Source organism: Alkalibacterium sp. MB6 (assembly GCF_009935905.1).
GTDB lineage: Bacteria > Bacillota > Bacilli > Lactobacillales > Carnobacteriaceae_A > Alkalibacterium.
This window is the reverse complement of sequence record NZ_PREX01000084.1, coordinates 1-342: the sequence shown is the minus strand read 5'-3', so window position 1 is coordinate 342 and position 342 is coordinate 1. Positions and strand designations below refer to the sequence as shown.

The 342-nt window shown below is 46.5% G+C and carries 1 protein-coding gene; it reads left to right on the top strand.

The genetic code is table 11. The features are described 5' to 3' along the window. Positions 1-342: hemagglutinin (locus C3945_RS11780; RefSeq protein ID WP_161879836.1), on the top strand; the 342-nt coding region annotated here is incomplete at both ends.

Here is a 342-nt window from a genome sequence, read left to right as displayed (position 1 = left end):
GTAATTTTGCTGATCGTAAGGCCTTGATTGCAGCTTTGCTGGAACGGGCCATCACTCGTCTGGAGCAGAAAGCCAAAGAATTACGGGTCTTTAATGATGGCTTTATCCGTTTAATCGAAGGTCATATCGAACAGATTCCACAGCTGGTGGTACTGATTGATTACTGGCGCATCATTGATCGCCAAGACCCAATCATGCTAAACATTTATGAACGACGCGATAAAGCATTACAACCGCTGATTGATCAGGCGATCCAGCACCAGTTATGTCGTGCTGATCTTACCCCTCAGGATTTTGGTATGATCACCGCGATTTTGGGGTCCTCCTTTCAGGGACATCAGG